This window comes from Microbacterium sp. NPDC087591, assembly GCF_044743625.1.
GTDB lineage: Bacteria > Actinomycetota > Actinomycetes > Actinomycetales > Microbacteriaceae > Microbacterium.
The window spans coordinates 979,389-1,001,762 of sequence record NZ_JBIUWU010000001.1 but is presented as its reverse complement, the minus strand read 5'-3'; the positions used below and the strand labels follow the sequence as shown (position 1 = coordinate 1,001,762).

The window sequence follows — 22,374 nt, the reverse complement described above, 5'->3', positions numbered from 1 at the left end:
GCGGTCGCGGCGCGGAACCGGCTCTCACCAGGGCAAAGCAAAACCCCCGCCATGTAGAAGCTAGGCGAGGGTTTCTGGGACCGTTGTAACGACGGTCCTTGTGGCTCCGACGGGCGTCGATCCCGTGACCTCACGATTTTCAGTCGTGCGCTCTACCAACTGAGCTACAGAGCCGCGCGACCGGCGAACCTGTCGCGTCCTAGACGAAGGGCCCTCTCCGAAGAAAGAGCCCGTCGCACGGAGCGACCCTGACGGGACTTGAACCCGCGACCTCCGCCGTGACAGGGCGGCACGCTAACCAACTGCGCTACAGGGCCATACTTGTTTTCAATTGTATCGGACGAGTGACCCCAACGGGATTCGAACCCGTGCTACCGCCGTGAAAGGGCGGCGTCCTAGGCCGCTAAACGATGGGGCCGAGTCAGTCCCGGGGGACTTCCTTGCCGACGCTCAAGCATAAGGGATGTCTGAGGCAAATCGCGAATCGAGGGCGCGGCGGCTTCCTCCCGGGCGTGTTCAGGGGGACGATGGAGGTGTCGCCCATGCGCACGAACATGCGATCTCACCTGTTGCGGATGTGAAAGTTGTTGTTAGTGTGACATGTGTGAAACCGGCGGAAGGGGCCGTGTGAACGATCTGACCACAGCGGATGCAGCAGCAGCGGCATCCGCGGAATGCGGGTGTGCGCCGAGCCCGGCGGAGAGCATCGCGCTCCGCAAGAGCGGCATCACGCGCCGTGGCGCCCTCGGACTGGGCGCTCTGAGCGTCGTCGCGCTGAGCGCATTTGGTGTCACCTCCGGCGTGTCCGCCGCCTACGCTGCGTCGTACCCCAGCTGGGACGACGTGCAGAAGGCGAAGAAGAACCAGGCGGCCAAGGCGGCAGAGGTCACTCGCATCGAGGGCCTCATCCAGTCGCTCACGCAGAAGGTCGCCGAGACGCAGGCTGCCGCGAAGGTCGCCTCCGACGACTTCTACGCCGCGCAGCAGGAGTACTTCGCCGCGATCGCCAAGGCGGAGGAGCTGCAGGCGAAGGCCGACGAGCAGGCCGGCATCGCCGACGAATCCGCTCGCAAAGCGGGTCAGGTCGCGGCGCAGCTGTACCGCAACGGTGGCGACGACACGTCTCTCGAGCTGTTCTTCGCCGGGTCCGCCAGCAACGCCGATGAGCTGCTGTCGCGCCTGGGCACGATGGACAAGCTCCTGGAGTTCAACCAGTCCGTCTACGACGATGCGGTCGCCGCGCGCAACTCCGCACAGTCTCTGAGCGATCAGGCCGTCGTCGCACGCACCGAGCGCGACCGTCTGCAGCAGATCGCGGAGCAGAAGATGGTCGCGGCGCAGCAGGCGGCGGATGCGGCACAGGCCGCGCTCGACGAGCAGTCCGCGAACCTCGCCACGATGCAGGCGCAGCTCGCCGCGCTCAAGGACACCACAGACAAGACGGTCGCCCAGTACCAGAAGGGCGTGGAGGAGCGCGAGAAGGAGCGCAAGCGCCGCGAGGCCGCAGAGGCTGCTGCGGCTGCTGCGGCTGCGGCCGCCGCAGGTGGCGGTGGCGGTGGAGGCGGCGGTGGCGGCGGAGCGCCCGCGGCGAGCGGTTGGGTGCGTCCGCACGGCGGCTACCGCAGCTCGGGCTACGGCCCCCGTTCGCAGCAGTGCAACGCGAACGGCTGCTCCTCGAGCTGGCACTACGGCGTCGACCTGGCGAACGGCTGCGGCGCAGCCATCTACGCCGCGCACTCCGGCACCGTCGATGCGGCGTTCTATAACGGCGGTTACGGCAACTACGTGCGCATCCAGCATGGCGGCGGCATCGCCACCGGCTACGCGCACATCCGCCAGTTCGCGGTCCGCAGCGGCCAGTGGGTCAACACCGGACAGGTGATCGCCTACGCCGGCAACACTGGAGGCTCGTTCGGATGCCACCTCCACTTCGAGGTGTACATCAACGGGGCCTACACGAACCCGATCAACTTCATGGCGGGCAAGGGCATCTCGGTCTGAGCCTGTCGCGATACGAAGAAGACCCCCGGCCGCAGAGCGGTACCGGGGGTCTTCTCGTGCGCTGGCGCCGCAGGCACGGCTCCGCTGTGCGTCGTGGTGGGGTCAGTGGCCCTGCTCGCCGAAGCGGACGATGGCCTCGTCGAGGATGCGCTGCGCCTCAGCGGCGTTGCCCCACTCGTCGACCTTGACCCACTTGTTGGGCTCGAGGTCCTTGTAGTGCTCGAAGAAGTGAGAGATCTCCTTCTTCGTGTACTCGGCGATGTCCTCGATGTCCTGGATGTGCGCCCAGCGCGGGTCCTTGGAGAGCACGGCCACGAGCTTGTCGTCTCCGCCGGCCTCGTCGCTCATCTTCAGGACAGCGACGGGACGGACCTCCACGACGACGCCGGGGTAGATGGCGTGGTCGAGCAGCACGAGCACGTCGAGCGGGTCGCCGTCCTCGCCGAGCGTGTTGTCGAAGTAGCCGTAGTCGGCCGGGTAGCCGAAGGTCGTGTAGAGCACGCGGTCGAGATGCACTCGTCCGGTCTCGTGGTCGACCTCGTACTTCACGCGGCTGCCGCGCGGAATCTCGATGACGGCGTCGTGTGCGCCCATGCGTGTGCTCCTCAGGAAAGTTCGGTTGGATGCCGCGGACTAGCCTAGTCGCGGCCGCTGAACGCCCGCGGGTGTCGACCGATCAGGTCGTGAGTGGGGCGGGAGGAGGGGGCTGTTCCGGCGCGCGCTGCCGGAAGAGACGATTCAGCAGACGGCTCATCGGGTCGCTCAGCAGCAGGAGCAGCAGCCCCCAGTAGCCGTCCGGGGATGCCGCCACGGCGATCGCGAGTGCTGCGGCGAACAGCAGGATCGCGGCGAGGTCGCCGACAACGCCGGCGCGGATGGTCTGGGGCAGAGCCGTGGTCAGCTCGGGGTGACGCCCCAGATACAGCCAGCCGGCCAGGGTCGTGACCTGCGTCATGATGAGCGTGCCGATGTAGACCACCGCCTGCAGCGGGTCGGCATCCATCTGGCCGATCATGGCCGTGGGCACGGGCAGCCACACGATCGTCGCCATCCACGCGACGTTTATCCACAGCAGGGGACCCGTGATCCACTCAACGTCGCGGTATTGGCGGTGGTGTCCCATCCAGAACGTCGCGATGAGCACGAAGCTCAGCCCGAAACTCAGCAGCTGCCCGGAGTGCTCGGCGAGGAAGTCGGCCGTGCCGATGTGCCCCGAGGCCGCATCCGACACCGACTCCATGAGCGGCAGGATCAGCAGGGTCATGGCGATCGCCACCACCGCGTCGACGAACGCCTTGAACCGTTCGGTCCGGAACGGACGTGCGCCCGAGTGATCTGCCACGGCGCCAGGATAGACCTCCCGTCATCCGCGGTCGACCGGTGCGCACGGAACCCGGTGCGTGTCCTACCGTGGAGGGGTGCCGTCACTCCCACCCGTCATCGCCGAGCTCCGTCTGGCCGTGCGCATCGCGCTCGCCGACCTTCCCGAGGAGGCGACCGTCATCGTGGGCCTCTCCGGAGGCGCGGATTCGCTCGCGCTGACCGCCGCCACCGTCTTCGAGGCGCGGAACCGGGGCATCCGCGTGCTGAGTCTGACCGTCGACCACGGACTGCAGGAGGGGTCATCGCTGATCGCGAGCACTGCCGCCGTCGCGGCAGAGGGCATCGGCGTCGACGACGCGTTGCAGACCCGTGTCGAGGTCGACCTGTCATCCGGTGCCGGTGTCGAGGCGGCCGCGCGCGACGCCCGGTACGCCGCGCTCGCCGGTGTCGCGCGCGCGGAAGGAGCAGCGGCCGTGCTGCTCGGGCATACCCTCGACGACCAGGCGGAGACCGTGCTCCTCGGTCTCGCCCGGGGTTCCGGCGCGACGAGCCTGCAGGGCATGGCTCCGACGCGAGAGGACGAGGACGGCCTTCGCTGGATCCGCCCGCTGCTGGGGGTGCGTCGGGAGACGACCAGGGCGTTCTGCGCGGCATCCGCTCTCGAGTTCTGGGATGACCCTCACAATCTCGACGACCGGTTCGCGCGTGTGCGAGCACGCAAGAGCGTGCTGCCGGTGTTGGAGGCCGAGCTCGGCCCTGGCATCGCCGAGGCCCTCGCCCGCACGGCGGAGCAGCTGCGGGAGGATGCCGAAGCGTTCGACGAGATGATCCACGAGACGATCGAGGACATCGTGGAGCACGCGGAGGCCGGTATCTCGGTCAGCGTGGCCGCGCTCGCCGCGAACCCGGCGGCACTGCGGAACCGCATCATCCGTCTGGTGGTCGACAGCGAGTTCGGCGTGAGCCTCACCCGCGCACAGACCCTGGAGGTGGCGCGCCTGGTGACGGACTGGTCTGGCCAGGGACCGATCGACCTGCCCGGATGCTCCGCCGCGCGCCGTGGCGGACAGGTCGTGTTCGCCGCGCGCGACTGACTCTCTCGCTCGCACATTTGCGGCCGAAGACGACTTCTGCGGCCTCTCGTGGGTGAGGAGGCCGCAGAAGTTAAGAATGGCCGCCGTCGTGGCGACCCGGAAAGCGGGTGGCTACTTCTTGCCGCCGAGGAGGCCGCCGAGCAGGCCGCCCAGGTCGATGCCGCCGCCGGAGCCGCTGCTGTTGCCGCCGCCGAGCAGCCCGCCGAGCACGTCGCCGATGCCGCCGCCGGAGCCGCTGTTGCCGCCACCCAGCAGTCCGCCGATGAGGTCGCCGATGCCGCCCGAGCTGTCGGAGCCGGCATCCGCCTTGTCCGCCTTGCCCTTGTTGGCGTTCGCGATCAGACCCATGACGATGGGCGCGAGGATCGGGAGCAGCTTGCCGAAGTCGATACCGGCGGTCGCCTTCGACTCGGTGAGCTGCTGGGTGACCTGCTTCTCGTTCGCTCCGAGGATGTGGCTGACGATCTTGCCGCCGTCGGTCTCGTCGATGTCGTCGACCGTGGAGACGCTCTTGGCACCTTCGTGCTTCTTCAGCGCTGCCTGGATCGCGGAGGAGCCCTCGTCGGTCTCTGCGTTCTTGGCCAGACCGCCCAGCAGCACGGCGCCGCCCTGCTCGACCGCGGCCTTGGCGACCTCGGGGGAGACGCCGAGCTTCGCGGCGATGTCATCGATCGGCACCTGCGTGAGGATGTCGTCAAGGGCCATGGTGAATCCTTCCGTCTGTGGGCGCGAGCCCGTCCCACCGCTCACAGTAGTGCGGATGCCCCGGGTGCGGGGAGCAGTTGTGGGGGATGACCGGCACCGAGGACCGAGCATCCGATCCCGTCGCCTAAAATCGATCCATGCGCGCCGCGGAGATCCAGGATGACCTTGCACAGATCCTCGTCACAGAGGAGGAGATCCTCGCCAAGCTCGACGAGTTGGCGGCGCAGGTCGCCGCGGACTACGCCGGGAAGGATCTGATCCTGGTCGGCGTGCTCAAGGGCGCGGTCATGGTGATGGCCGACTTCGCTCGGGCGTTGCCCTTCCACGCACCGATGGACTGGATGGCCGTGTCGAGCTACGGTGCCAGCACAAAGTCGAGTGGTGTGGTGCAGATCCGCAAGGACCTCGACACCGACCTCAACGGCAAGCACGTGCTGATCGTCGAGGACATCATCGACTCCGGCCTCACCCTCAGCTGGCTGCTGGAGAACTTCGAGTCGCGCGGCGCCGAGTCGATCGAGGTGCTCGCGCTGCTGCGCAAGCCCGAAGCGGCGAAGGTCGTCATCGACTGCCGCTACGTCGGCTTCGACATCCCGACGGACTTCGTCGTCGGCTACGGCCTCGACTACGACGAGCGCTACCGCAACTTGCGCGATGTCGCCGTGCTCGCGCCGCACGTCTACAGCTGACGCGTCGACACGCTCAGCGACCCGGGAGCCCTTCGTCTCGTCCCTCGCGCTCCTCGCTCAGGAACCGGGGAGGGAGGTGAAGGGTACGCCGTGGGCGAATCACAGCTAGCGGCAAAGGACGGCGCGATACGCTGATCCGATCATGGATGTGAAGAAGATCACCAGGAACCCCCTGATCTACGTGGCGCTGATCGGTCTGCTGCTGTTCGGCGGCTTCCTGCTGATCTCGAACCTCGGTGCGCCCAAGCAGATCACCACGCAAGAGGGTCTGAAACTGCTCGCCGGCACCACGGTCACCGAGGTCGTCACCACCGACGGCGACCAGCGCGTCGACATGACGCTGTCGAAGGCGTTCGAGGGCGCAGAGAAGGTGCAGTTCTACTACGTCGATGCCCGGGCCGACGAGGTCGTCGCGGCGATCAACGACGCCGATCCCAAGGACGGCTTCAATGACGCGGTGCCGCGCGCCACCTGGTTCGACGGCTTCATCTCGCTGCTCCTCCCGCTCGTGCTGCTCGGGCTGCTGTTCTGGTGGCTGCTCTCCTCGATGCAGGGCGGCGGCGGCAAGGTGATGCAGTTCGGCAAGTCGAAGGCGAAGCTCGTCAACAAGGAGACGCCCACCGTCACCTTCGCCGACGTGGCCGGCGCCGACGAGGCCATCGAGGAGCTCCACGAGATCAAGGAGTTCCTGCAGGACCCCGCGAAGTTCCAGGCGATCGGCGCCCGCATCCCGAAGGGTGTGCTGCTCTACGGCCCTCCCGGAACCGGCAAGACCCTCCTCGCCCGCGCCGTCGCCGGCGAGGCCGGTGCCCCCTTCTACTCGATCTCCGGATCGGACTTCGTCGAGATGTTCGTCGGTGTCGGTGCCTCGCGTGTGCGCGACCTCTTCAACGTCGCGAAGGAGAACGCGCCGGCGATCATCTTCATCGACGAGATCGACGCCGTCGGTCGTCACCGTGGTGCCGGCATGGGCGGCGGGAACGACGAGCGCGAGCAGACGCTGAACCAGATGCTCGTCGAGATGGACGGCTTCGATCCCAACGCGAACGTCATCGTCATCGCGGCGACGAACCGTCCCGACATCCTCGACCCCGCGCTGCTGCGCCCCGGTCGTTTCGACCGTCAGATCGGCGTCGACGCCCCCGACCTCAAGGGCCGCCAGAAGATCCTCGAGGTGCACAGCAAGGGCAAGCCGCTCGCGAAGAGCGTCGACCTCGAGGTCGTCGCCCGCAAGACCCCCGGATTCACGGGTGCCGACCTGGCGAACGTGTTGAACGAGGCCGCGCTGCTCACCGCTCGCTCGAACGCGCAGCTGGTCGACAACCGCGCTCTCGACGAGGCCATCGACCGTGTGATCGCCGGTCCGCAGCGGCGCACGCGCGTGATGAAGGACAAGGAGAAGCTCATCACGGCCTACCACGAGGGCGGACACGCTCTGGCGGCGGCGGCGATGAACTACACCGACCCCGTGACCAAGATCACGATCCTGCCCCGTGGCAAGGCGCTCGGCTACACGATGGTGCTGCCGCTGGACGACAAGTACTCGGTCACCCGCAACGAGCTGCAGGACCAGTTGACCTACGCCATGGGCGGCCGCGTCGCGGAGGAGATCATCTTCCACGACCCCACCACCGGCGCCTCGAACGACATCGAGAAGGCGACGTCGATCGCCCGCAAGATGGTCATCGAGTACGGCATGACCACGCAGGTCGGTCCGGTCAAGCTCGGTACCGAAGGCGGCGACATGTTCGTGGCCCGCGACATGGGTCGTGGTCGCGAGTACTCCGAGAAGGTCGCAGAGCGGGTCGACGCCGAGGTGCGCGCGCTCATCGAGCAGGCGCACAACGAGGCCTACACGGTGATCAGCGAGAACCGTGACATCCTCGACCGACTCGCCCTGGCACTGCTGGAGGAGGAGACCCTCGATCACAACCAGATCGCGGAGATCTTCACCGAGATCAAGAAGCTCCCCGAGCGGCCGCTGTGGCTGTCGAGCGAGGACCGCCCGGTCTCGGAGCGTCCTCCGATCGAGGTGCCGAAGAAGGACGTCTCGCTCGCCGCCTCCGTCGAGGCGCCGGCCGCGACCGCGCGCACGCAGACGGGATCGGCGGGCGCCGGTCAGGCGCGACCAGCGACGGCCTGAGCGTGGCCGTCGACAGAGGTCGCGTCGAACGGCTCACCCGTGAACTGCTCGAGGCGATCGGGGAGGACCCCGACCGGCCCGGCTTGAAGCAGACACCTGCACGCATGGCGGAGCTGTACTCGGAGTTCTTCTCCGGGGTCGGTGAGGATGCCGCGGAGCCGCTGGCGCGCACCATCAGCGTCACTCGGGGTCCCGCGCCCGACACCCTCCCGTCCGGAGCGGTGCTGCTGCGCGACATCCGGTTCCGCTCGGTGTGCGAGCACCATCTGCTGCCCTTCGCCGGTCGCGCGCACCTCGCCTACCTCCCGGGCGAACAGGTCGTAGGGCTGGGAGCGCTGGTGCGCGTGGTCGAGATCCTCGCCTCGCGCCCGCAGGTGCAGGAACGGCTCGGCGAGCAGATCGCCGACACCATCGCGGAGCACCTCGACACCCGCGGCGTGCTCGTCGTGCTCGACGCCAGCCACGGCTGTGTCACGATGCGCGGCGGACGCCAGCCCGAAGCCTCCACCCTCACGATCGCCGCGCGCGGGGAATACACGGATCCGGTCGCGCGGGCCGAGCTCATCGCGCTGATCGGCCCTTCGTCGGGCGCAGGGGCCCAGGGGGCAGGGTTCCAGGGGACAGGGTTCCAGGGATGACCGGCATCTGGGGCATCGTCAACGTCACCCCGGACTCGTTCAGCGACGGCGGGCGCTATCTCGACGTCGACCGCGCAGTCGCACAGGGATTGCAGCTTCGCGCGGATGGTGCGACCGTGCTCGACATCGGCGGAGAATCGACGCGTCCCGGCGCCGAGCGTGTCAGCGCGGCCGTCGAGCAGCAGCGCGTGCTCCCGGTGATCGAGCAGCTGGTCGCTGCCGGTGCGCCGGTCAGCATCGACACGATCAACGCGTCCACCGCCGCCGCCGCGGTGCGGGCCGGGGCGCGGATCGTGAACGACGTCTCCGGCGGCCTCGCCGACCCGGACATGCGCGCCGCGGTCGCCGAGTCCGGCGCCGACTTCGCGATCGGGCACTGGCGCGGTTTCTCCGATGACATGTACGCGCACGCGGAGTACCGCCGCGTCGCCAGAGAGGTCGCGGGGGAGTTGCAGGAGCGCATCGGCGAAGCCGCCGCATCCGGCATCGCGCCCTCCCGACTGATCGTCGATCCGGGCATCGGCTTCGCGAAGGCCGGGGACCAGAACTGGGACGTGCTGCGCGGGCTCGACGAGATCGTCGCGCTCGGGCTGCGGGTGCTGATCGGCACCTCGCGCAAGCGCTTCCTGGCCGAGACCCTGCGGCAGTCGGCCGGCGCGACGACCGCCGATGCGGATGTGTCGGAGCAGAGACGCGATCTCGCCACGGCGGTCACCAGCGCCCTCGCGGCCCGCGCCGGCGTATGGGCTGTGCGCGTGCACGACGTCGCCGCCACCCGCGATGCCCTGGCGATCACGCACGCTTGGGACGGTCGCTGAGCCGTCCTCTCGTCACGGCCGGCGGGTCGCGTGTCTACAACTCAGGACGATTCGGGCGGGGCGGCGGGTGGCGCGCGTGCTCCTGCGGAGGAGGCCGAGCACGGGCTGCGGCTCTTCCTGAGTTGCGAACAGGCGCGGCGGTCGGGGGTCCGCCGTACGCTAGGGGCATGGACTCCCTCGACCAGATCGCATTGACCGGCCTCACCGTGTTCGGTCGACACGGCGTGTACGACCACGAGCGCGAGAACGGGCAGGAGTTCACGGTCGACCTGCAGTTGTCGTTGTCGCTGGAGCAGGCCGCTGCGACCGATGACGTGCGCGACACCGTGCACTACGGAGAGCTGGCCGAGAAGGTGGCCGCCGTCGTCGCGGGGGAACCGGTGGACCTCATCGAGACGCTCGCTTCGCGGATCGCCGATGTCGCGCTGGAGGACCAGCGGGTACAGTTCGTGACCGTCACCGTGCACAAGCCGCACGCCCCGATCCCGCTCACGTTCACCGATGTCGCGGTCTCCGTGCACCGAGGGCGCAGGCCTGCCGCGCTGGAGGACATCACCGCATGAGCCGCAACCTGACGATCCCGCCGAACATCCCGCCGTCCCGCGGGGGCCGCGCCGAGACGGTCGCCGTCGTCGCCCTCGGTGCCAACCTCGGTGATCGGCAGACGACCATCCGTGCAGCGGCGGAGCGCATCGCCCGCCTTCCCCTCGTCACGGAGGTGCGGCTCTCGAACCTCTTCGAGACCGTCGCCGTGCGCCCGGACGGCCCCGACCCGGAGGCCCCCGGCTACGTGAACGCGGTCGCGCTGGTCACCACGCGTCTCGCGCCCGAGATCCTCCTCGGGATGCTGCATGCCATCGAGGACGAGAACGGGCGCGAGCGTCACCAGCGGTGGGGTGACCGCACGCTCGACCTCGACCTCATCACGTACGGCGACGTCGTCTCCGACGATCCGAGGGTGCAGCTTCCGCACCCTCGGGCGGCAGAGCGGCTCTTCGTGCTGGAACCCTGGTTGGATCTCGACCCCGACGCCGAACTGCAGGGGCACGGCCGCGTGGCCGACCTCGCCGAAGAGCTGCGGGCGCGAGGCGACGGATGAAACGCACATCGGCCGGGCTGCTCGTGGTGCTCGCGCTGTTCGCGGCCGGTGGCGGGTATCTGCTCGATCAGCTGCTCACCGCGGGCGGACGCGCGACCTTCACTCCTTCCCTGCTGCTTCCGGTGCTCCTGCTGCTGATCGCGGCCGCAGCGCTCGGCGTCGCATGGCCGGTACGGCGCAGCGTGCGTTCCGGCATCCGCATCGATCCCTTCCGTGCGCTGCGAGCGGCGACGCTCGCGCGGGCGTCCAGCCTGGTCGGCGCGCTGATGGCCGGCTTCGGGGCAGGGCTCCTGGTGTTCCTGCTGTCACGTCCCATCGATCCCCCGGTAGGGTCGACAGTGGCCATGCTGGCCCTGATCGGGAGCGCGATCGTGCTCGTGATCGCCGCGCTCATCGCCGAACAGTTCTGTACCCTGCCGAAGGATCCTGATGACTCAGAACCCAGAGACCTCGCCCCTGAACCCGGCAGAGGGCACTGACCTCGCCGCGCTCGACCAGGGCACCTACACGCAGCTGCGGACGGCTCGCAATGAGGCCCGCCTGGAGCTCGACGGCACCTGGCACCAGATCTCGCCGCGCTATGTCGTGTCGCAGTTCGTGCAGAACGCGATCTTCCTGGTCATCGTCGTGATCGCCGCCGTCGTGCTCAACGTCGTCCTCTCACAGGAATGGGTCTGGATCCCCGCCGGTGTCGTGATCCTGATCACCCTCATCACGCTGATCATCCTTCCGCGTCAGGCGAAGGCGATCGGCTACATGCTCCGCGCCGACGACATCGTCTTCCGCAAGGGCATCCTGTGGCAGCGGATGATCGCCGTGCCCTACGGTCGCATGCAGCTGGTCGACATCACGCAGGGGCCGCTCGACCGGGCATTCGGCATCACACAGCTCAAGATGGTCACCGCGGCCGCCACGACCGGCGTGCAGATCCCCGGCCTCACCCAGCGTGCGTCCGAGGCGCTGCGCGACACCCTGATCGAAGTGGCCGAGACCCGCCGGACCGGCCTGTGAGCGAGCAGTTCCCGTCGCCGTCGACGCCCTCCGCCGCGCCGGGTGCGCCCGCTGACGCCTCGCTGACGCTCGCCGACGGCGAGTGGCACCGGATGCACCCGCTCACCCCGCTCTTCAAGGGCGGGCTGGTGCTCATCGTCATCGCGGGTATCGTGATCGCGAACATGCGCGACCGAGTCATCGCGTGGGTCGTCGACCTCTTCGAGCCCGAAGCGCACTACGGCGACTACACCGGCGGCGACCCGGTCGACTGGGTGCTCGAGAACAACCTCATCCTGATCGCGCTGCTCAGCGTGCTCGGGTTGCTGATCGTTCTGATCCTGGTCTTCTGGGTCATCTGGCGCTTCCACCAGTTCCGCATCACGGGCGATCACGTCGAGGTGCGCAAGGGGCTCGTCTTCCGCTCGCACCGCCGTGCCCCGCTCGACCGCGTGCAGGGTGTGAACCTGACCCGCCCGTTCCCTGCCCGCATCATCGGCCTCGCCAAGCTCGAGGTCGTGGGTGCCGGCACCGATGCGAACGTCGAGCTCGAGTACCTGGCGACCGGACGGGCCGAGTCCGTGCGCTCCGACATCCTCCGCCTCGCCTCGGGTGCGCGTGCGGCGCGACAGACCGCGGCGGATGCGGCCTCCGGCGTTCCGGCCGCCCCGGCGACCGCTCGCGCCCAGCTCGTCGGATCGATGAACGACGGTGTCACCGGCATGATCACCGGCGTCGATCTGGCCGACGTCGCTCCGGAGAGCGTCGTCAAGATCCCCACCGGTCGCCTGGTCGGCTCGCAGCTGATCTCGGGCGTGCTCTGGGTGGTGTTCTTCGGGCTCATCGTCGCGGTCGCGATCGGCGGCATCTCGATCGGTGCGCTTCTCGACGGACAGGCCGCGAGCGGATTCATCGGTCTGGGTCTCGTGCTCGGCATGGGCATCCCGTTCGTGATCGCCGTCGTGGGTATCACGTGGGCGCAGATCTCGAAGTCGCTGCGGTACTCGATCGCGCCGACTCCCGACGGGGTGCGCATCACCTACGGTCTGCTCACCACGGTCACCGAGACCCTTCCGCCCGGACGCATCTTCGCGGTCGAGGTCTCGCAGTCGCTGCTGTGGCGGCCGTTCGGCTGGTGGACGATCAAGATCAACCGGATGAGCGGCAAGAGCGCCTCGGCGCAGCAGTCGGGCAGCGCCCAGCAGTTCAACGTGGTGCTCCCGGTCGGCAAGCGTCCGGATGTCGAGCGTGTGCTGGGACTGATCCTCCCCGACGTGCCCGCGAGCGATATCCCCCTGATCTGGGAGCACGGCGTTCTCGGACCGGTCGAGGGAGATCCGTATCGCACGATCCCGAAGCGTGCGTGGTGGCGCCGTCCCGTGTCATGGAAGCGCCACGGCTTCGCAGTCACGGAGTTCGGTCTGCTGCTGCGCCGCGGCATCGTGTGGCGCAAGCTCGCGGTGTTCCCCCTCGCTCGTCTGCAGGGCGTCTCGCTGTCGCAGGGGCCGATCGATCGCGCGCAGCGCGTCTCGGGCGCCCAGGTGCACACGGCGCCCGGGCCGATCACGGGACTGCTCTCCGGACTCGAGCGGGATGATGCGCTCTCGCTGCTGGATGACGTGAGCCGCCTGGCCGCGGCCGCGGCTGCCCGCGACACCACCCATCGTTGGAGCGCGGCGGCGGACGCGGCTCCGGTCGCGTATCCCGTGGCTCCGGCGCCCCCGATCCCGGGTGCCCAGATGCCGCCGGCACCGCCCGCAGCACCGTTCGGAGGGGCTCCGGTTCCGTCGGCGCCTCCGGCACCTCCTGTGCTGCCTCCCGCTCCGCCGGTCGCGCCTCCCGCTCCGCCGGTCGCGCCGCCTGCTCCGCCGGCGGCACCGCCTGCTCCTCCGGTCGTGCAGCCTGCTCCGCCGGTGATGCCTCCTGCTCCGCCGGTCGCGCAGCCTGCTCCGACGGCGGCACCGCCCGTGCCCCCAGCGACTCCGCCCGCCCGGCCCGCATCCCCGGTGCCCCCGGTGCCGCCGGTCTCGCCCCCGACGGGGGACTGAGCGCATGGTGCGGGACGGACGTCTCGGCGTCGGCATCATCGGCGCAGGTCGCGTCGGGCCGGTGATCGGTGCGGCACTCGGCGGTGCCGGTCACGCCGTCGTCGGCATCACGAGCGGCTCGGATGACGAGCGTGCCTCGGCCGTGCTGCCGGATGTGCCCGTGCTGGACGCCCTCGAAGTCGTCCGCCGTGCGGAACTCATCATCCTGGCCGTGCCGCATGACCAGCTGCCGTCGCTCGTCGCCGGCATCGCCGAGGTCGGCGGGTGGCAGATCGGCCAGCTCGTGCTGCACACCGACCCGGCCCATGGCATCGAGGTGCTGCGCCCCGCCGCCGAGCGCGGGGCTATCCCCTTGGCCGTCCACCCGGCGATCACGTTCACGGGCACGTCGATCGACCTCCGGCAGCTCCCGGCGAGCTTCGCGGCCGTGACCGCGCCGGCGGCCGTGCTGCCGATCGCCCAGGCTCTCGCCGTGGAGATGGGATGCGAGCCGGTCGTCATCGCGGAGGAGGACCGGGCCGTCTACGCCGACGCCATCCAGACCGCTGCGGACTTCTCCCGCTCGATCATCGGGCAGTCGACGGCGCGGCTGCGGGAGATCGGCGTCGAGAACCCCGGCGGCTACCTCTCGGCCCTGGTGCAGTCGACGGTCGAGCGGGCGCTGCGCGAAGCATCCGACCCGCCGCCGCTCCTCTGATCCGCACTCGGTGACCGCGGCGCGGGCAGGTCAGCGACCGCCGGAGAATCCGCCACCGCCACCGCCTCCGGAGAAGCCGCCGCCGAAGGATCCGCCCGAACTCGACGAGCTGCTCGTCGACGGCGCCGTATAGGTCGCGGCCTGGTGCGACGTCATCGCGAACGCGGCGAGCTGCGCCCGCACGAAGGGGGCAGTCGGGTCGCCGATCCAGCCCGGACCGCGCTGCTCCACGGAGTAGGCGTACTCCAGCACGCGACCCCACTCGTCTTCCATCCCGAACAGCATCGCGTAGGGGAGAAGGCGCTCGTACACGAGGATGACGTTGGCAGAGCCGTCCTGGCGTCGCTCGGCCCTGCTGTACGACTGCAGCATGCGCAGACGGTCCTCCTCGGCGACGCGGATGAACTCCTCGACGCCCTTCAGGTACTCGAACTGCCTGGCCCCCTCGACCGTCAGCACGGTGTGCTTCGAGAACGTGTAGAAGCTCGAGATCAGCACGAGCACCACTCCGAAGCTGATCGCGACCATCGCGGGGATCGCGGAAAGGCGCCCGCCGATCACGCCGGACAGACCGATCGCGAGGCCGACCGCCCCGACGGCGATCGCGCACCACTGCAGGATCATCGCGCTGCGGCTGCGCGCGGTGGTGGTGTACCCGCGGGTCTCCGCAGCCGCCTTGCCACTCTGCTGCAGCGCGGCCATGCGCCCGGCGAAGGTCTCGCTCGACGAGGGGACGGCGGCGACGCCGTCGCTGTCCGCCCCGACGAACAGCGCGTCGAGCGCTTCGACATCGAGTTGGTCGGGGATCCGCGTGCCGGGGAGCCGGCGCAGACGCGGCTGCTCGACGTCCGAGCCCTCTTCGATGCGAAGGGTTCCTCGCACGGCGAGATGCACGATCTCGGCGGGGATCGGATCCTTCGCACCCGGGACGATCGCGGCCGCGAGCAGCGGGGGCATCGAATCGGGCACGTCGTACTGCGCGACGATGACGCCGTCGGCCGTGCGGCGGCGTCGCGCGGTGGCGGTCACCGCGATCCAGCCGCCGACGGAGAGCCCCACCGCGCCCACCGCGGCGATCGCGGGACCGATGTCGGTGATCGCGTTCGGCTGCCGTGCGGGCGCCTGTGCGACCGTTGCCGGATCGAAGCCGATCGCGACGGTCACCCCGTCTCCGGCCGCGCGCTCGCCGGATTCGACGTGGAACACCGCGGTGTCGCCGTCGACCTCCGGTCCCTGGATCGGGCACTCGGTGGAGGAGCCGGAGAACCCGGAATAGCAGCGGGCCGATCCGGTGAGGTGGCCGCTCATGGTGGCATCGAGCACGATATCGGCGCTGAACGATTCGATCGCCTGCGTGCTGTCGAGGGGGAGGAGATCCCAGTAGAACTCATCGACGCCGTTGTCGGCGGCCAGGATCACGTCGCGCATCGAGTATTCGATCACGTAGGTGTTCAGGCCCCGTACGTAGTCGTCCGTGCCGGTGAGGATGTAGAGCACGCCGTCGTCGGTCTCGGTCTCGAACGGCACATCGGCACCGGTCTCGTCGGTGACGGACAACACCGTGGTGTCGGTCCAGGCGCCTTCGTAGCTGGTGGCGAGGCCACGCACGATCCCTCGGTTCTGGTCGAAGTCGGGAAAACGAGCGACCAGGGTCTCGGTGACGTGCATCCGTGAACGGCCGTCGTCGTCCAGTCCGATCTCGTAGCGCGCATCCCACGAGGCGTAGGAGAAGGCATCGACGTCCTCCTCGTCGGCGACAGTCGCAGAGGCGAGAGGTGGGGGGCTCGGTGCGGCGGCCGCTGCCGCGGACGGCATCAGCGCGAGGCCGGAGACGGCGAGGGCGAGCGCGGCGAGCGTGCGGGCGATCCGTGTGGCGACCATACTTCGAGGCTACCCAGGCGACGCCGCGGGGCGGTACGCGACCTCGGTAAACTGGACACGACTTTTCAAGGAGCCCCGCACATGACTGACGCGTCCGCCGCGCCCGAGCAGAACCCGAACGACCCCTCCACGGGCGCGGGTGACGACGACATCCACGAGCAGAAGGCCGTGCGGCTCGCCAAGCGCGAGCGCCTGATCGAGAAGCGCGCGGATGCTGCCGGAGGAGCGTTCCCCGTGGCCGTTCCGGTGACGCACGCGATCCCGGCGCTCCGTGCCGAGTACGGCGAGCTCGAGGCCGGGGCCGAGACCGGTGTCGTGGTGGGCATCGCCGGACGCGTGGTCTTCAGCCGCAACACCGGCAAGCTCTGCTTCGCGACGCTCCAGGCCGGAGACGGCTCGCGCATCCAGGCCATGATCTCGCTCGCGAACGTCGGCGAGGAGTCCCTCGCGGACTGGAAGGAGTACGTCGACCTCGGCGACCATGTCTTCGTGCACGGAGAGGTCATCTCCAGCCGCCGCGGCGAGCTGTCGATCATGGCGGATGCCTGGGCCATCGCCGCGAAGGCGATCCTCCCGCTGCCGAACGCCTACTCGGAGCTGAGCGAAGAGGGCCGCGTGCGCAGCCGGTACCTCGACCTGATCGTGCGTGAGCAGGCCCGCACCACCGTGCGCGCCCGCGCTGCCGTCAATGCGAGCCTGCGGGCGACGTTCACCTCGCACGACTACCTCGAGGTCGAGACGCCCATGCTGCAGGTGCAGCACGGCGGCGCCTCCGCTCGCCCGTTCGTCACCCACTCGAACGCCTTCGACACCGAGCTGTACCTGCGCATCGCGCCCGAGCTGTACCTGAAGCGCGCCGTCGTCGGCGGCATCGAGCGGGTCTACGAGATCAACCGCAACTTCCGCAACGAGGGCGCCGACTCCACGCACAGCCCGGAGTTCGCGATGCTCGAGGCGTACCAGGCCTACGGTGACTACAACCAGATGGCCGCACTCACCCAGGAACTCGTGCAGAATGCCGCGATCGCGGTGTCCGGCTCGACCACCGTCACGTGGGCCGACGGCACCGAATACCACCTGGGCGGCGAATGGGACCGCATCTCGATGTACGAGTCGCTCTCCGCGGCGTCGGGGCGTACCGTCACGCCGCAGGACGCGGTCGAGGACCTGATCGCCTTCGCCGAGGCGAACGGCGTCGACGTGCCACCGCAGGCCACGCATGGCAAGCTCGTCGAAGAGCTGTGGGAGCACTTCGTCAAGGGCGACCTCGTGCGGCCGACGTTCGTGATGGACTTCCCTGTCGACACCTCCCCGCTGGTGCGTGAGCACCGCTCGATCGACGGTGTCGTGGAGAAGTGGGACCTGTACATCCGCGGGTTCGAACTCGCGACCGGGTACTCGGAGCTCGTCGACCCCGTGATCCAGCGCGAGCGCTTCGTGGAGCAGGCCAAGCTCGCCGCTCGCGGTGACGTCGAGGCGATGCCGATCGACGAGGAGTTCCTGCGGGCCCTTGAGCACGGAATGCCGCCGTCCGGTGGCATGGGCATGGGCATCGACCGGCTGCTGATGGCGATCACGGGACTCGGTATCCGCGAGACGATCCTCTTCCCGCTGGTCAAGTAGCCGAGTCTTCGGGAGCAGTCGCGGTGCGCCGGAACGTCCATTCCGGCAGCAGCGTGGCTTCGATCATGGTGCGCAACAGCGCGGCCAGCCCGTAGTCCGGGTCGATCTCGTGCACGAGGTCGAGGTAGTGACCCGCGTGGCTGGAGCGGCCCAAAGCCCAGGACAGCCATGCGGCAGCCGTGAGCGGGCCCGGCCGCGACGCGCGAGGCGCGGCGGCGGCTGCATGCCGGACCACTCCGAGCGCGAGTCGGAGGCGATCGGCGTCGGGTGCCGGTCCCATGCCCAGGAACACGGCTCCGAGATCGTCCGAGACCATGCGGCCGTCGCGCGCGAACGACAGCTGGGCCTGGAGCGTGCGGATTCCCCCGTCCATTCCCGTGGCCCACTGCGCGAGCGCGACATCGCGGAAGACCGGGCGATCCAGGCACCACAGCAGGGCTGCCGTCGCCGTGGGCAGTGCCTCTTCCGGGTTCTCGAGCATCGACTCGAAGAACGCCGGGATGTCGGCCAGCGCGGCGACGCCTGCGAGCGCCGCCGGACTCTCGCGGCCGGTCAGCGGGCCGATCGCGTCGTGATCGAGCAATTCGCCGATCTCGTTCAGGGCACGGGCGACCCGCTCCTTTCTGGCGAGGTCGGCGACCGGCAGGGCCGTTCCCGCCAGCTGGTCGCCCGCGACATCGCCGAGCCCTGGCACCTCCGGCACCGACCCGAGCTCGCCGAGATCGCCCAGACGCGGTTCGTCTGCGAGATAGCTCGACCATCCGCCCGGAGTCACGGACAGGGCGTCGACGATGCGCAGCCCCGCGTCCTCCGCGCGCCAGAGCAGTTCGTCGACGGCGACCGCGACCGGCAGCACGAGCCCGTCGACGGTCTGCTCCGGGTCATCGTCCGAGTAGACGACGACCGCGACGGCATCCGTTCCGGTCACACGGGCGATGAGGCCGACCGCCGCGTCGGCGTACGCCTCGAGGTCGGTGTCGCCCGACGGGAGGTCGAGACGCATCGCGCCGTGCGTGCGAGAGCCCTGGAACGGCAGGAGTACGAGGCTGCGGCGCGGGGTGAATCCGGCGAGGGCAGGGACGATGCCGAGGAAGTCGGCGGAATCTGAAGCGCGGAGAACTGTGGTCATGCACCGAGTGTCGGGGCGGTGGCAGGGCGGGCGGGGCGGAATCGGGCGATGTGGATGGAATCGGTCGAACGCTGCGGGTGGGGACGAAGAGTCGGGAAGGGCGAACGCCGCGTACCATGGGGGTATGGAGAACTTCTGGCTCGCAGTGGCATGGTCGCTCTTGCCGACCGTCGGTGTCAGCATCGTCTTCTTCATGGTCGTCCGCGGCATCCTCCGCTTCGACCGCACCGAGCGCAAAGTGCACGCGCAGATCGAGGCGGAAGAGCGCGCAGCGCGCGGCCTCCCTCCCCGCTCCTGAGCGCCGTCGCACGCATCGGCTACTGTGTAGCCAGCGCACGGGAGCCCGTGCCGGCCTGGCGCGATCGTCGACGCAGGGGTGAGGGGACACGATGACCGCGGAGACCTGGGGATGGTGGTTCGCCGCATTCCTGCTGCTGCTCGACCTCGTCATCCGAGTGACGGCGATCATCGTGATCCCGCGGAATCGTCGTCCCACCGCCGCGATGGCCTGGCTGCTGGCCGTGTTCTTCATCCCGTTCGTCGGCGTGTTCCTCTTCCTCCTGATCGGAAACCCCCGTCTGCCTCGTGCAAGGCGTCGCAAGCAGGACCAGATCAACGAGTACATCGCCGAGACCAGCGAGCACCTCCACTTCGGTACGCTGCGTCCGAATGCGCCGGCGTGGTTCGGTCCGGTGGTCCAGATGAACCAGAAGCTCGGGGCGCTCCCGCTGTCCGGTGACAACGGCGCGCACCTCATCTCGGACTACCAGGAGTCGCTCGACGAGATGGCAGAGGCCATCCGCACGGCGCAGGCGTACGTGCACGTCGAGTTCTACATCCTGCAGTCCGATGATGCGACCGACAACTTCTTCCGCGCTCTCGAGGAGGTCTGCGCGCGCGGCGTCGAGGTTCGCGTGCTCCTGGACCACTGGGCGAACCGATGGAAGCCGCGCTATCGCGAGACCATCCGTCGTCTCGACGCGATGGGCGCCGACTGGCATCTGATGCTGCCGGTGCAGCCACTGAAGGGGCGCATGCAGCGTCCCGACCTGCGCAACCACCGCAAGCTCCTGGTGGTCGACGGCATCGTGGCGTTCCTCGGCTCGCAGAACGTGACGGACTCGACCTACAACCTCCCCAAGAACATCAAGCGGGGCCTGCACTGGGTCGATCTGATGGTCCGTCTCGACGGTCCCGTGGTGTTGAGCGTCAACGCGATCTTCGTCGCCGACTGGTACAGCGAGACCGACACGGTGCTGGAGGGCATCGACATCACGCACGCCGACATCGGCTCCGGCGACCTCGACTGCCAGGTCGTGCCATCGGGGCCGGGTTTCGAGGTTGAGAACAACCTCCGCCTGTTCCTCGGACTTCTGTACGCGGCGAAGCACCGCATCATGATCGTCAGCCCCTACTTCGTGCCCGATGAGGCGCTGCTGCTGGCCGTCACCGCTGCCGTCGATCGCGGCGTCAACGTCGAGCTCTTCGTCTCGGAGGAGGGCGACCAGGCGATGGTCTACCACGCTCAGCGGAGCTATTACGAAGTGCTGCTGAAGGCGGGCGTGCGCATCTGGATGTATCGCAAGCCGTACATCCTGCACACCAAGAGCCTGACGATCGACGACGAGGTCGCCGTGATCGGGTCCAGCAACATGGACATGCGCTCGTTCGGTCTGAACCTCGAGGTATCGATGCTCGTCCGCGGAGAGGAGTTCGTCTCGGAGATGCGCGAGGTCGAAGACAAGTACCGCTCCCTGAGCCGCGAGCTGACGCTGGAGGAGTGGATGCAGCAGCCTTTGCGTTCCACCGTGCTCGACAACCTCGCCCGGCTTACCTCCGCCCTGCAGTAGGCCGCGGGGCGAGGGGCCGCGCCTGCGCGGGGCCGGCATCCTCCTGAACCGAGCAGGCTGTCGCTGGACTGTGTTTGCGTCAGCGCGCGGGGAGGCGTCGCGAACTGTCGCATCCGTGCCTCGCACGCGACCACACGCGACCTCTCCTGGCGGAGACACGTCGCGAATGGTCGCCTCACGCGCAGGGATGCGACCAGATGCGACCTCTCCCCAGACCTCACCCCGCCGTGAGGAGCACCCCGGATGCGACGATGCCGCGGGAACCAGCACTCGGCTGACTCCCGCGGCATCGCGGTGGTGGATCAGATCACTCGGCGACGGGGATCGCCTGTGCCTTCAGGGTCGAGATCGTCGACTCCTGTGCGGACTGCAGCGACTCCAGCAGCGTCCCCTGTCCCGTGACGGCCTTCTGGAAGCCGTCCGACACGTCGGCGTACGTCTGCGTCATGGTCGGACCCCACACGAAGTCGGGGTTGACCTGCGCCGCCGCCTCGGCGAACACGTCGTAGATGGGCTGGCCGCCGTAGAACTCGACGCCCTCCTTGAGCGACGCGAGGTTGAGCCCGTCGGTGGTGGCCGGGTAGATGTTGGCCGACTTGTTCAGCGCGGTCAGCGCCTCATCCGAGGTGTTCAGCCACAGCGCGAACTTCGTCGCCTCGTAGAGGTGCTCGCTGCCCTTGAAGACCGCGACAGAGGAACCGCCCCAGTTGCCCGAGCTCGTGCCGCCCGCCTCCCACTGCGGGGATGCGGCGACGGACCACTTGCCCGCGGTGTCGGGAGCGCCGCTCGCGATGGAGTTCGCACCCCACACGGCGGAGTTCCACGACCACACCTCGCCGGAGTTGTAGGCGTTGTTCCACTCCTCGGTCCAGGCCGGATAGGTCGAGACGAGGTCCTCGTCGAGGAGCTCCTGCCAGTACTCGGCGACCTGGGTGGTGGCGTCGTCGGTCAGGTCGACGGTCCACTTCTCTCCGTCGTTCGCGAACCATCCGCCGTTGTTCTGCCACACGAAGCCGGCGAACTGATTGATGTCGGCGGTGGAGAAGTTGGTGATGTAGCCACCGGCTGCGCGGATCTTCACCGCGGCGGCCTTGTACTCCTCCCACGTCGTGGGGACGTCGATCCCGTTCGCCTCGAACAGGTCGGAGCGGTAGAACAGCGCCATGGGACCGGAGTCCTGCGGGATGCCGTACACGCCGTCCTCACTGCCGAGCGTGACCTGACCCCAGGTCCACGGGATGAACTCGTCCTCGGCGGCCACGACGTCTTCGCACGCGGAGAGGTCGGCGAGGCCGTCCTGCACGCGGAAGCTCGACAGCGCGTCGTACTCGATCTGGCCGAGGTCGGGAGCGTTTCCGGCCTTGAGCTGGCTGAAGAAGCTCTGGTAGGTGCCGGAGTTGCCGTTCGGTCCGGTCTGGACCTTCACCTGGATGTCGGGGTTCTCCTCGTTCCACATCGCGGCGACATCCTCGATGCCGGGGATCCACGACGTGAACTCGAGCGTGACCTTGCCGTCTGCGGGGGTGCAGGTGGCAGCATCCGCGCTGCCGTCCGTGCCACTGCCTGCCGCGCATCCCGCCAGCGCGATGGCGCTGAGCAGTGCGACGCCGGTGGCGACTGCCCTCTTGGTGTGCTGCATGATCTTC

At 68.8% G+C, this 22,374-nt stretch carries 21 protein-coding genes and 3 tRNA genes; 15 read left to right on the top strand and 9 right to left on the bottom strand.

The genetic code is table 11. The features are described 5' to 3' along the window. Positions 1-101: 101 nt before the first annotated feature. From ACIOVG_RS04730 to ACIOVG_RS04720, 3 genes are all read right to left on the bottom strand, one after another. Positions 102-174: transfer RNA gene (locus ACIOVG_RS04730), tRNA-Phe, on the bottom strand. 69 nt (positions 175-243) lie between these two features. Next, a tRNA-Asp gene (locus ACIOVG_RS04725) sits at positions 244-317 on the bottom strand. A gap of 28 nt (positions 318-345) precedes the next feature. After that, positions 346-418 (bottom strand) — tRNA-Glu (locus tag ACIOVG_RS04720). 209 nt (positions 419-627) lie between these two features. Here ACIOVG_RS04720 and ACIOVG_RS04715 point away from each other — a divergent pair. Continuing rightward, positions 628-2,001 (top strand): M23 family metallopeptidase, encoded by a 1,374-nt coding sequence (locus ACIOVG_RS04715; protein ID WP_400869559.1) that lies wholly within the window; start codon positions 628-630, stop codon positions 1,999-2,001. A 102-nt stretch (positions 2,002-2,103) separates the two neighbouring features. On the opposite strand, the gene ACIOVG_RS04710 is transcribed toward ACIOVG_RS04715, so the two are convergent. Together ACIOVG_RS04710 and ACIOVG_RS04705 are read right to left on the bottom strand one after the other, a co-directional pair. Further along, positions 2,104-2,595, bottom strand: a complete 492-nt coding sequence (locus ACIOVG_RS04710) for an inorganic diphosphatase (RefSeq protein WP_105669436.1) — start codon at positions 2,593-2,595, stop codon at positions 2,104-2,106. An 82-nt stretch (positions 2,596-2,677) separates the two neighbouring features. Then, positions 2,678-3,343 (bottom strand): TMEM175 family protein, encoded by a 666-nt coding sequence (locus tag ACIOVG_RS04705; RefSeq protein WP_400869557.1) that lies wholly within the window; start codon positions 3,341-3,343, stop codon positions 2,678-2,680. A gap of 76 nt (positions 3,344-3,419) precedes the next feature. On the opposite strand from ACIOVG_RS04705, the gene tilS reads away from it, so the two are divergent. After that, entirely contained in the window at positions 3,420-4,418 is a 999-nt protein-coding gene (gene tilS / locus ACIOVG_RS04700) for a tRNA lysidine(34) synthetase TilS (RefSeq protein WP_400869554.1), read from the top strand. A 111-nt stretch (positions 4,419-4,529) separates the two neighbouring features. Here the strand turns inward: tilS and ACIOVG_RS04695 are convergent, their stop codons facing one another. Continuing rightward, a complete protein-coding gene (locus tag ACIOVG_RS04695; RefSeq protein ID WP_400869551.1) occupies positions 4,530-5,123 on the bottom strand; it encodes a DUF937 domain-containing protein in 594 nt (197 codons plus the stop codon). A 137-nt stretch (positions 5,124-5,260) separates the two neighbouring features. Here ACIOVG_RS04695 and hpt point away from each other — a divergent pair, with 137 nt between their 5' ends. The 10 genes from hpt (at position 5,261) to ACIOVG_RS04645 (ending at position 14,245) form a co-directional block, all read left to right on the top strand. Next, entirely contained in the window at positions 5,261-5,812 is a 552-nt protein-coding gene (gene hpt / locus ACIOVG_RS04690) for a hypoxanthine phosphoribosyltransferase (protein ID WP_400869549.1), read from the top strand. Between the two features lie 142 nt (positions 5,813-5,954). Then, positions 5,955-7,955, top strand: a complete 2,001-nt coding sequence (ftsH, locus tag ACIOVG_RS04685) for an ATP-dependent zinc metalloprotease FtsH (RefSeq protein ID WP_400869546.1) — start codon at positions 5,955-5,957, stop codon at positions 7,953-7,955. A gap of 2 nt (positions 7,956-7,957) precedes the next feature. Beyond that, a complete protein-coding gene (folE, locus tag ACIOVG_RS04680; RefSeq protein WP_400869543.1) occupies positions 7,958-8,593 on the top strand; it encodes a GTP cyclohydrolase I in 636 nt (211 codons plus the stop codon). Further along, positions 8,590-9,411, top strand: a complete 822-nt coding sequence (gene folP / locus ACIOVG_RS04675; RefSeq protein ID WP_400869540.1) for a dihydropteroate synthase — start codon at positions 8,590-8,592, stop codon at positions 9,409-9,411. Before folE ends, folP begins: the two co-directional genes overlap by 4 nt. A 167-nt stretch (positions 9,412-9,578) precedes the next feature. Further along, the gene (folB, locus tag ACIOVG_RS04670) at positions 9,579-9,974 is read left to right on the top strand and encodes a dihydroneopterin aldolase (RefSeq protein ID WP_247629033.1); all 396 of its coding nucleotides are present in this window, start codon (positions 9,579-9,581) and stop codon (positions 9,972-9,974) included. Next, positions 9,971-10,510, top strand: a complete 540-nt coding sequence (gene folK, locus ACIOVG_RS04665) for a 2-amino-4-hydroxy-6-hydroxymethyldihydropteridine diphosphokinase (RefSeq protein ID WP_400869537.1) — start codon at positions 9,971-9,973, stop codon at positions 10,508-10,510. Before folB ends, folK begins: the two co-directional genes overlap by 4 nt. After that, a complete protein-coding gene (locus tag ACIOVG_RS04660; RefSeq protein ID WP_400869534.1) occupies positions 10,507-10,989 on the top strand; it encodes a DUF3180 domain-containing protein in 483 nt (160 codons plus the stop codon). Before folK ends, ACIOVG_RS04660 begins: the two co-directional genes overlap by 4 nt. Beyond that, positions 10,940-11,521, top strand: a complete 582-nt coding sequence (locus tag ACIOVG_RS04655; RefSeq protein ID WP_400869531.1) for a PH domain-containing protein — start codon at positions 10,940-10,942, stop codon at positions 11,519-11,521. Before ACIOVG_RS04660 ends, ACIOVG_RS04655 begins: the two co-directional genes overlap by 50 nt. After that, complete coding sequence (locus ACIOVG_RS04650; RefSeq protein WP_400869528.1) at positions 11,518-13,548, top strand: PH domain-containing protein; 2,031 nt, start codon at positions 11,518-11,520, stop codon at positions 13,546-13,548. The genes ACIOVG_RS04655 and ACIOVG_RS04650 overlap by 4 nt, the downstream gene beginning before the upstream one ends. Positions 13,549-13,552: 4 nt before the next feature. Continuing rightward, positions 13,553-14,245, top strand: coding sequence for a DUF2520 domain-containing protein (locus ACIOVG_RS04645; RefSeq protein ID WP_400869525.1), 693 nt, complete (start codon positions 13,553-13,555; stop codon positions 14,243-14,245). Between the two features lie 30 nt (positions 14,246-14,275). Here the strand turns inward: ACIOVG_RS04645 and ACIOVG_RS04640 are convergent, their stop codons facing one another. Further along, positions 14,276-16,126, bottom strand: coding sequence for a DUF2207 domain-containing protein (locus ACIOVG_RS04640; protein WP_400869522.1), 1,851 nt, complete (start codon positions 16,124-16,126; stop codon positions 14,276-14,278). 81 nt (positions 16,127-16,207) lie between these two features. Here ACIOVG_RS04640 and lysS point away from each other — a divergent pair, with 81 nt between their 5' ends. Further along, on the top strand, positions 16,208-17,749 hold the full coding sequence (gene lysS, locus ACIOVG_RS04635) for a lysine--tRNA ligase (protein WP_400869520.1): 1,542 nt from the start codon (positions 16,208-16,210) through the stop codon (positions 17,747-17,749). On the opposite strand, the gene ACIOVG_RS04630 is transcribed toward lysS, so the two are convergent. After that, on the bottom strand, positions 17,742-18,878 hold the full coding sequence (locus ACIOVG_RS04630; RefSeq protein ID WP_400869518.1) for a DUF4192 family protein: 1,137 nt from the start codon (positions 18,876-18,878) through the stop codon (positions 17,742-17,744). The genes lysS and ACIOVG_RS04630 overlap by 8 nt on opposite strands. Positions 18,879-19,002: 124 nt before the next feature. Between ACIOVG_RS04630 and ACIOVG_RS04625 the strand changes: the two genes are divergently transcribed. Further along, positions 19,003-19,176, top strand: a complete 174-nt coding sequence (locus ACIOVG_RS04625; RefSeq protein ID WP_170198223.1) for a hypothetical protein — start codon at positions 19,003-19,005, stop codon at positions 19,174-19,176. A 91-nt stretch (positions 19,177-19,267) separates the two neighbouring features. Beyond that, complete coding sequence (gene cls, locus ACIOVG_RS04620) at positions 19,268-20,728, top strand: cardiolipin synthase (protein ID WP_400869515.1); 1,461 nt, start codon at positions 19,268-19,270, stop codon at positions 20,726-20,728. Between the two features lie 307 nt (positions 20,729-21,035). On the opposite strand, the gene ACIOVG_RS04615 is transcribed toward cls, so the two are convergent. Beyond that, on the bottom strand, positions 21,036-22,367 hold the full coding sequence (locus tag ACIOVG_RS04615) for an ABC transporter substrate-binding protein (protein ID WP_400869512.1): 1,332 nt from the start codon (positions 22,365-22,367) through the stop codon (positions 21,036-21,038). Between the last annotated feature and the right edge of the window lie 7 nt (positions 22,368-22,374).

Excerpts from the sequence above, each read along its gene's own strand:
- ACIOVG_RS04710 (WP_105669436.1), bottom strand. The coding sequence starts at position 2,595 with ATGGGCGCACACGACGCCGTCATCGAGATTCCGCGCGGCAGCCGCGTG.
- ACIOVG_RS04695 (WP_400869551.1), bottom strand. The coding sequence starts at position 5,123 with ATGGCCCTTGACGACATCCTCACGCAGGTGCCGATCGATGACATCGCC.
- hpt (WP_400869549.1), top strand. The coding sequence starts at position 5,261 with ATGCGCGCCGCGGAGATCCAGGATGACCTTGCACAGATCCTCGTCACA.
- ftsH (WP_400869546.1), top strand. The coding sequence starts at position 5,955 with ATGGATGTGAAGAAGATCACCAGGAACCCCCTGATCTACGTGGCGCTG.
- folP (WP_400869540.1), top strand. The coding sequence starts at position 8,590 with ATGACCGGCATCTGGGGCATCGTCAACGTCACCCCGGACTCGTTCAGC.
- folB (WP_247629033.1), top strand. The coding sequence starts at position 9,579 with ATGGACTCCCTCGACCAGATCGCATTGACCGGCCTCACCGTGTTCGGT.
- folK (WP_400869537.1), top strand. The coding sequence starts at position 9,971 with ATGAGCCGCAACCTGACGATCCCGCCGAACATCCCGCCGTCCCGCGGG.
- ACIOVG_RS04660 (WP_400869534.1), top strand. The coding sequence starts at position 10,507 with ATGAAACGCACATCGGCCGGGCTGCTCGTGGTGCTCGCGCTGTTCGCG.
- ACIOVG_RS04655 (WP_400869531.1), top strand. The coding sequence starts at position 10,940 with ATGACTCAGAACCCAGAGACCTCGCCCCTGAACCCGGCAGAGGGCACT.
- ACIOVG_RS04645 (WP_400869525.1), top strand. The coding sequence starts at position 13,553 with ATGGTGCGGGACGGACGTCTCGGCGTCGGCATCATCGGCGCAGGTCGC.
- ACIOVG_RS04640 (WP_400869522.1), bottom strand. The coding sequence starts at position 16,126 with ATGGTCGCCACACGGATCGCCCGCACGCTCGCCGCGCTCGCCCTCGCC.
- lysS (WP_400869520.1), top strand. The coding sequence starts at position 16,208 with ATGACTGACGCGTCCGCCGCGCCCGAGCAGAACCCGAACGACCCCTCC.
- ACIOVG_RS04630 (WP_400869518.1), bottom strand. The coding sequence starts at position 18,878 with ATGACCACAGTTCTCCGCGCTTCAGATTCCGCCGACTTCCTCGGCATC.
- ACIOVG_RS04625 (WP_170198223.1), top strand. The coding sequence starts at position 19,003 with ATGGAGAACTTCTGGCTCGCAGTGGCATGGTCGCTCTTGCCGACCGTC.
- cls (WP_400869515.1), top strand. The coding sequence starts at position 19,268 with ATGACCGCGGAGACCTGGGGATGGTGGTTCGCCGCATTCCTGCTGCTG.
- ACIOVG_RS04615 (WP_400869512.1), bottom strand. The coding sequence starts at position 22,367 with ATGCAGCACACCAAGAGGGCAGTCGCCACCGGCGTCGCACTGCTCAGC.